A 7,747-nucleotide genomic window follows, 5' to 3' on the forward strand; every position below is an offset into this window, starting at 1 on the left:
TCTACAGTATAGTAATTTTTTCCAAGATCAAAGCTTTGAGGAACATTGTAATTATTCGGGGAATTGGAAGCGCCTTCTGCGCATGATATCATAGCAAGCAATAGAAGAGAGATTAAAGAGAGTGTTATCATTTTTTTCATTTTATGCTTCCCTCCTGAATAGATGGACACCTAAAGTAAAGGTAACAATTGCAAAGAGAGTGAGTATTATCAAATCAGTAGATATAGCGTTCAAATTCTGACCCTTTACCATGATGGTACGCATAGCATCAATCGCATAAGTCAAAGGCACGCAACGCGCTAAACACTGCATCCAGACTGGAGCCGAACTCAAAGGAAAAAACACACCTGTAAGGAACATGGATGGCATAGTGACCAGCATGGCTAATTGATCGAAAGATTCCATACTTTCTGCCTTAGCCGACAAAATTATCCCCACTCCGACACCACCAAGAGTAAAAAGGACTAGTACCAGAGCAACAAGAAGCCAGCTACCATTTATACGAAATCCCACAAGAAAATATGCTACAAGTATCAGGATAACAGCTTTGGCTAATTCCAGTATTAGCTGATAGAAAGTTTTCCCGAGAATAACAGATCTTTTGCTAATAGGTGTCATTAACATACGAACAAGCGTACCGGATTCTTTTTCTTCTGCAATCGCAGCACCTGTGGTCATTACTGAACCAAAAAATATCGTAAGAGCTATAATGCCAGGTGTGAGGAAATCCAGATATTCCAGATTGCCGTAAATGTTGGGGACGTTTAAAGATACTAGCCCGGTTATTTTTAATAACCCTGTTGTTGTCAACAACTGTTTGATAGTATTTATGATATTTTCACTTGCGGTAATGTCTGAGGAGTCAGTCAAAAGCGTTAAAGTGGTACTCTGATTTTTCGCTATGTTGTCACTAAAATCCGGTGGAATAATTAGAGCGCCTTTATAGACCCCTGCGTTTATTTTACTCTCAGCCTCAGACTGCGACATGTCCTTTGAATAGGTTACCGAGAACATCGGGTAACTATCATATTTGGGAGTATAACTTCCAACTTCTTGAATAAGAGAACTCGAGGCTTGGCCAGTGTCGCTATTGACAATGAGAAAAGGAGCGTCTTTTAACGTCCCTCCCATCCCGTAGCCAAAGAAAATCATCATTACTAGGGGGAATAATAACAAAGGAATTATAACCCCTTTTCTTCTGGAAAGAATTTTGAATTCTTTTTCCGCTACTGCTAAAGAATCTATTAGCTCCGTTTTTATTGTCATTTAATTACACACCCCCTCTCCCGTAAAGTGCATAAACACCTGTTCAAGATTTAAACTTCCAGAGGTTTCCTTTAGAACTTCCGGGTTATCCAGAGCTACCATTTTGCCCAAATTCATTACAGCCACTCTATCACAGATATTCTCCGCTTCTTCCATGTAATGAGTTGTAAAAATCAGGGTTTTTCCATCTTCATTGAATTTCCGAGCAAGTTTCCAGATAGCCTGCCTTGTCTGTGGGTCAAGACCAGTTGAAGGTTCGTCCCAAAACAAGATCTGAGGATCATGCATCACTGCACAGATTACTGAGAGGCGCTGTTTCATACCGCCTGAAAAGCCTTCTGTGAAACGGTCAGCACTATCTTCAAGACCTACAAGTCGTAGATAGTAATCAATTCTCTCTTCCATTACCTTTTTTGGGATATTGTAAAGTTTTCCCATAAACTTCAGGTTTTCGCGGGCTGTTAGGAGCGGGTAAAGGCTAAGCTTCTGGGGAACTATACCAATAATAGGTCTTATCCTATCATCCTGTTTTCCGACATCTAAGCCTGAAACTTTTATATTGCCGCTTGTAGGCTTTGTTAATGTGGTCAGCATGGAAAAAGTAGTAGATTTACCAGCCCCGTTTGGACCTATCATTCCAAAAATTTCTCCTTTAAAAACAGTGAAGCTAACATCATTCACTGCGGTGATTTTTTTCCCTCTTGAATCAAAAGTTTTAACCAGGTTTTTTACCTCAATTATCGGTTCCATTTGATCACCTGCTGTCCTTATTTCTAAATAATGAAACTTATTTTTATAAATATCCTGAGAAGAAAATTTTTAACCTAATCTGGATACTTAATCTCCTATACATTTTTATTTATCTTGATAGTTTGCATAGAAATACGCCAAAATTGATGCATTTATACAAAGTGCACACTATCCGATGACAAATGTATCCTTTTTAAAACGCCGATCTCTATCGATTAACTATATAAGATACTTTTTTCTATAAACATTTTTAAAAATTATTTATTTATAAAAGTTAAGATTATTTGTAAACATTATTTGTAAGATTTCTTCACCTAAATACCTGAAGCCATATTAGAGCCCCTCTTTCACGAACGGGCTTTGACCGGGTAACGGTGGACAAGATCGCGGAAGCCGCCCCGACGTGGGGCTACGCAAGGATTATGCCTTGTGATTATACGCATTAACTGTTAGCGGAATGAATACGACGAGTATCGCCAAAGTGCCGAATAATGCGAACCAAAAATCCGCGCCTATCGTGCCATAAGTTAACAAATGCCGCACCGCTATTACGACGCGGGATAGCGGGTTGATCTGCAGGACAAAATATTGCAGCCAACTCGGCATCGTTTCGGCCGGAACAAAAGCGTTCGACAGGAATACTAACGGGAACATTACAACTACACCAATCGCAGACGCAGTTGAAATAGTCTTTGTGCACAGACTAATGAACGCAAACACCCAGCTCAGACACCAAGCAACGAACATCATGAAAAGTATGCTGAAAATGACCGCGGGAATGCCTGCTTCGGGTCTGTAACCGAGAATATATCCCGTAACAAAAACGGTAGTTCCCCCCATTACGTATCGTACAAGGTCGGCAATCAAACTCCCCGCCAACGGAGCAATTCGCGCAATCGGCATGGATTTAAAACGGCTTGTTGTGCCTTTGTCCACATCCTCGCGCAGTTTACTACCCGCGGTGGTACAATTGGTGAAAGATGACATCAACAAAACGCCGGGGATAACAACCGGCAGATAGTTCGGAATGTTGCCCGAAATCGCTCCCCCGAATAAAAAGGTGAAAAGCAACGTGAACATAACCGGTAAGACTACGAAATCCACAAATATTTCGGGATTTTTGGACATTTTTAATAGCGCCCGATACGTGAGCGTGCATGTGTTTCTGATTGTGGTGCCAACTCCGATTCGATTTTTCAGTTTGCGCTCGACGGCGGGTATGATGGTTGTATTAGTCATTTTAATTTTCCTCCTTCTGATCTTTGGAACCCTCACCTGTCAGCGCAAAGAACACCTCATAAAGTGTAGGTTGAAGGATGTTTACCCCGGACAACGCTATTCCGGCATCTTTCAGCGTCGTCAACACATCGGTTAGTTTGTCGGTATTGTCTATTGGCGCGATCAACTCAGATGCTTCCGCAAGATGGACCCTCGCATCGAGTATGCGCTCGATGATCTGCGCCGCGTTGGCGGCGTTATCTACGTCTTTTATGGTCAAGTGCAACGAACTGCTTCCCACGGAGCGTTTCAATCCGTCGGGTGTATCGTTAGCAACGACTCGTCCCTTGTCGATTACAACAATGTTGTCTGCAAGTTGATCGGCTTCATCAAGATACTGTGTCGTCAGCAGTACCGTCGAGCCGCCTTTTACAAGATTGCGTATTGACTGCCACATCTGCATCCGAGTCCTTGGGTCAAGCCCTGTTGTCGGCTCGTCAAGGAAGATCAACGGCGGCTGGGAAATCAGACTTACCGCGAGGTCAAGCCTGCGCCGCATACCACCGGAAAACTTTGACAATGCGCGGCTCGCCACATCGCTAAGCCCGAACTCTTCCAAGAGTTCATTCGCTTTGCGTTTAGAATCTTTGCGAGAATATCCATACAATCTACCGAAAATCATAAGGTTCTCCAAAGCAGTTAGATCCTCGTCGATAGAGGCGAATTGCCCTGTCAACCCAATCAGTTGACGCACAATTTGAGTTTCGCGCACAACATCATAACCAAAGATTTTTACATTCCCCGCATCCGGTTTTGACAACGTGGCAAGCATATTTATTGTGGTAGTTTTTCCCGCACCGTTCGGCCCCAGTACAGCGCAGATACTACCTGTCGGGATACTCAGACTCACTCCATCAACAGCCCTGTTATCACCAAAAGTCTTTACCAAGCCGTGAGCTTCAACCGCTAAAATTGCGTTATTCTTCATCATTGTGTTCACCTCCATATTTAGTGAATTATACCTTTGACTCCCTGGCTGTAAGGAGCAGGTAAAGGCTGAGCTTCTGAGAAACGATACCGATAATAGGTCTTATCTTATCATTCTGTTTTAAAGCATCGAAGCCTGAAATTTTTATACTACCGCTTGTAGGCTTTGTTAGTGTGGTCAGCATGGAAAAAGTAGTGGATTTGCCAGCTCCATTTGGTCCTATCATTCCAAAAATTTCTCCTTTAAAAACATTGAAGCTAACATCATTCACTGCGGTGATTTTTTTCCCTCTGGAATCAAAAGTTTTAACCAGGTTTTTGACTTCAATTATCGGTTCCATTCGATCACCTGCTTTCCGTATTTTGAAGTAATTGAATTAATTTCCATATATATTCTGAAAACAAATATTTTTTATCTAGATGGCTAATCTGTATCCTACATAGTTCTATTTATTTAGATACTACTCTAAAAATACGCCAAAATTGATATATTTTTACAAAGTGTATACTAACCGATGATAAATGTATCCTTTTTAAAATGTAGATCTCTATCTATTAACTATATGAGGTACTTTTTTCTGTAAAACTCTTAAAAATGAATTATTTGTAAAAGTTAAACTCTGTTCGCAAGATTTTTAATCAAACTACTGAAGCCAAGTCAACGTCCCTTATTCCTTTAGTCATCATCTATCCTGCTACTCCACTCATTAGGGAAGCTGCCTCTAAAGGAACCTGAGAAATCGTCTCCATGTTTTCCATGATGATAATGTTCTATAAACCTCTCCATTATCTGCTTCCTTTCGTCATTATCTCTTCTGCCACCCCGCCCATGAGGTAATCTGCCTCTAAATAAAACAGAGAAATCATCTTCATGTTTTCCATGGAGATAATGTTCCATAAACTTCTCCATCATCTGCTTGCGCAAATCATTATCATCACCCGGTAATTGATCTTCAAGGCATTCAATGATGCGCTGCAAATATTCATAAAGTTTAGCAAGTTCTTCATCACTTAGACAGTTAAACACTTTATCCAGATCAAGCGGCATGTCATCAATCTCGCCGGCAACGGCGGCACCCTCTTCGGTGAGTTTTATATTGAAGCTGCGACGATCTTCCTCTACCAGTTCACGCTTGATATAGCCTTTCTTTTCCAGTTTATTAAGGAGTTCCGCCAAACCTTGCTTGCTCATATCCAGCAGGTAAGTTAATTCCTTCTGGCTTATTTCCGGCTTCAACTTTAGAATAGAGAGCACACGCCCCTGTCCTCTGTGCGGGTTGCCCAACGGTCCAAATTCCATGAAATGTTGCGTATGGTAGCGATGCAGCAATCCTTGCAAGCGTATAAACTGCTCTAATATCTCATTTTTTATTTCACTCATATGAAATCTCTCCTTTTTACTTAGTAGAACTTTTCAAGGCAATATTATCATGTACTTGATAGTAAAGTGCTTGATAGTAAAGTGCTTGATAGTAAAGTGCTTGATAGTATGGTACTTGACTATACTATTTAATTCTTTCTCATGGAGTTTCTGTCAGTTGATAAGAACTGGACATTTATTGGTTCAACTGAAGCTGGAAAAATTTCTTAACACCTGTCAACTTGACAGAACCATCACAGGAAACCAAAGGATACCCCTGCTTATCCGCAATTGCAATATCCTCATTATTCCGGGAATCGTTCCGAAACCAACGATGAACCAACATCCTTCAAAACAGTGTGCAGACCTTTTCTTTCATGCGCCGGTCCATCTCGCATACCGGCGACGACAAGTACCTCTTTCACATCAAATTCCAGCAACTGAAACATCTTTTTCGTATAATCAAAATACTCCTGGAAAAAGCCGGCATCAGGATTCCCCTGCGTAAACACAAGCAGCAGCTTTTTTTTCACGGCATTTTCTTTGAAATGCGGAGAAAAACGAGGAGAGATGTGCGCAAACAACCTGTCGGTGAATATCTTCGCCTGGGCACTCATCTGTCCCATGTACACCGGCGAGCCAAGCACCAGGGCATCGGCGTGAGCAAGCGCGTCATACAGTTGCTGCATGTCGTCGTTGATAAGACAACCTCGATCGCTATCGCCTTTGTGACAGCCCAAACAACCCCGGCACGGTTTGATGTCAAGATCGCTGAAAGACCAGGATTGCGTTTCAGCGTCCTGTTCTTGCGCCCCTTCGAGTATTTGGTTGATGATCCAGGCGGTATTGCCCTCTTTTCGCGGGCTTGTGATAAATCCAATGATTTTCATCTTTCCTCCTTTCACATCTGGTCTGTTTACGGTTTGTTCTGTACATTGTGTATTCATTTAAAATTCTCACCTCACAAAGAATAGTTATGTTTCCTTGGCAATATTGTCAAGTGCCGAATAGTAAAGTACCTGACAGTACAGTACTTGACCATGCTATTTAATTCTTTCTCCTTAGATTTAAGATATGTAAAAAATACAGAGACAAAAGGTAACTAGAAGAATAAAGGAGCCCTTCTTAAATATGAGAACATATTTTATTTATATAATAAAAGCAATTTTTTTACATGTGCCGATGTACTTTTTCCGGCAAATTTTCTCAGCAGCTTTTGAATAGATTTTATTCCTAATTTTGCAGATTTCGTAGGTTTTGTTGGTTAAATTTTACAGAAATATTGAGGATTACCTCATGAGACTGAAAAAATCAGTACTTTTTGGATTTTTGATTAATGTATTCAGACAGTGCACAAAAAGTAGTTTAAAAGTTTTTCTGTAAAATCGTAAACTTCCAAGTTCACTAATTCAAATATAATACGATATTCAGAAATGTGATTTTGAGTCTACAGTCATTTTTATAAAAATCAAAAACACAGCTTTTTTCCATTATCAAGAGACATCTAGGAAAGTGTCTATGTTTTCTTAGTATTATTTTGCATTTGATGCCCCTACTAATCAGCATAGAATCCTTGATTCCTATGATGTATAGAACAGTTGACAGGACTCAGTTTCATATTCGCGTTTTAAACTGGCAAGTGTACGCTATAAGCGTACACCAAAACTCAGAGTTAAAACCCAAAAAATGATGACAGAATAAATTTTACGTTCACATATTTAAGACCAGTTTCTTTGGCAGTTTGCCTTAGTGATTGTCACAAAATAATTCAGGCATTTATTTATATGGGTTCCTTCTATTGAATATATATGAGTAACCAACTTGAGAAAATTCTCTCTGAAAAGTATGAATTGCTCAAACCGTTTCTCGATGAACAAAAGAAACGTCTATTTGCTGGTGCTGAGGCTATTAGCCTTGGTGAAGGTGGAATCAGCATAGTTTCTCGTGCAACAGGAATCTCTCGTGATACTATTTCTAAAGCTTGTAAAGAACTAGCAAGTGGAACGATTGGAGCAAGTGGAACATCTATTCCTGATGGTAAGATTCGAGCTCCTGGGGGAGGTCGCAAAAAGAGTGTTGATAAAGATCCCACACTTATATCTGATCTTGAAAGTCTTATTGAACCAACAAGTAGTGGTGATCCAGAATCACCTTTGCGTTGGACCT

Annotated in this window: 7 protein-coding genes and 1 pseudogene; 1 reads left to right on the forward strand and 7 read right to left on the reverse strand. The window is 40.5% G+C overall.

Features of this window, described 5'->3' with window-relative positions; all coding sequences use genetic code 11:
* Positions 1-141 precede the first annotated feature (141 nt).
* From ASJ81_RS07060 to ASJ81_RS07090, 7 genes are all read right to left on the reverse strand, one after another.
* Positions 142-1,266: an ABC transporter permease gene (locus tag ASJ81_RS07060; protein WP_095643865.1), complete on the reverse strand. Its 1,125-nt coding sequence runs from the start codon at positions 1,264-1,266 to the stop codon at positions 142-144.
* Complete coding sequence (locus tag ASJ81_RS07065; RefSeq protein ID WP_095643866.1) at positions 1,267-2,016, reverse strand: ABC transporter ATP-binding protein; 750 nt, start codon at positions 2,014-2,016, stop codon at positions 1,267-1,269.
* Positions 2,017-2,436: 420 nt separating this feature from the next.
* Entirely contained in the window at positions 2,437-3,255 is an 819-nt protein-coding gene (locus tag ASJ81_RS07070) for an ABC transporter permease (protein ID WP_095643867.1), read from the reverse strand.
* Position 3,256: 1 nt separating this feature from the next.
* A complete protein-coding gene (locus ASJ81_RS07075) occupies positions 3,257-4,225 on the reverse strand; it encodes an ATP-binding cassette domain-containing protein (RefSeq protein ID WP_212556042.1) in 969 nt (322 codons plus the stop codon).
* A 25-nt stretch (positions 4,226-4,250) separates the two neighbouring features.
* Positions 4,251-4,562 carry an ATP-binding cassette domain-containing protein gene (locus ASJ81_RS07080; protein ID WP_095643869.1) on the reverse strand — a complete coding sequence of 104 codons (312 nt, stop codon included), beginning with the start codon at positions 4,560-4,562 and terminating at the stop codon, positions 4,251-4,253.
* A 335-nt stretch (positions 4,563-4,897) separates the two neighbouring features.
* The gene (locus tag ASJ81_RS07085; RefSeq protein WP_095643870.1) at positions 4,898-5,602 is read right to left on the reverse strand and encodes a MarR family transcriptional regulator; all 705 of its coding nucleotides are present in this window, start codon (positions 5,600-5,602) and stop codon (positions 4,898-4,900) included.
* Between the two features lie 284 nt (positions 5,603-5,886).
* Positions 5,887-6,471 carry a flavodoxin family protein gene (locus tag ASJ81_RS07090; protein WP_095643871.1) on the reverse strand — a complete coding sequence of 195 codons (585 nt, stop codon included), beginning with the start codon at positions 6,469-6,471 and terminating at the stop codon, positions 5,887-5,889.
* Between the two features lie 918 nt (positions 6,472-7,389).
* Here ASJ81_RS07090 and ASJ81_RS07095 point away from each other — a divergent pair.
* Positions 7,390-7,747, forward strand: a pseudogene (locus ASJ81_RS07095) (ISAzo13 family transposase); the annotation flags it as partial.

The sequence above is a fragment of the Methanosarcina spelaei genome (assembly GCF_002287235.1).
Taxonomy (GTDB): Archaea; Halobacteriota; Methanosarcinia; order Methanosarcinales; family Methanosarcinaceae; genus Methanosarcina; species Methanosarcina spelaei.

Coding starts and splice junctions, on each gene's coding strand:
- ASJ81_RS07080 (WP_095643869.1), bottom strand. CDS start 4,562: ATGGAACCGATAATTGAAGTCAAAAACCTGGTTAAAACTTTTGATTCC.
- ASJ81_RS07070 (WP_095643867.1), bottom strand. CDS start 3,255: ATGACTAATACAACCATCATACCCGCCGTCGAGCGCAAACTGAAAAAT.
- ASJ81_RS07065 (WP_095643866.1), bottom strand. CDS start 2,016: ATGGAACCGATAATTGAGGTAAAAAACCTGGTTAAAACTTTTGATTCA.
- ASJ81_RS07085 (WP_095643870.1), bottom strand. CDS start 5,602: ATGAGTGAAATAAAAAATGAGATATTAGAGCAGTTTATACGCTTGCAA.
- ASJ81_RS07075 (WP_212556042.1), bottom strand. CDS start 4,225: ATGATGAAGAATAACGCAATTTTAGCGGTTGAAGCTCACGGCTTGGTA.
- ASJ81_RS07090 (WP_095643871.1), bottom strand. CDS start 6,471: ATGAAAATCATTGGATTTATCACAAGCCCGCGAAAAGAGGGCAATACC.
- ASJ81_RS07060 (WP_095643865.1), bottom strand. CDS start 1,266: ATGACAATAAAAACGGAGCTAATAGATTCTTTAGCAGTAGCGGAAAAA.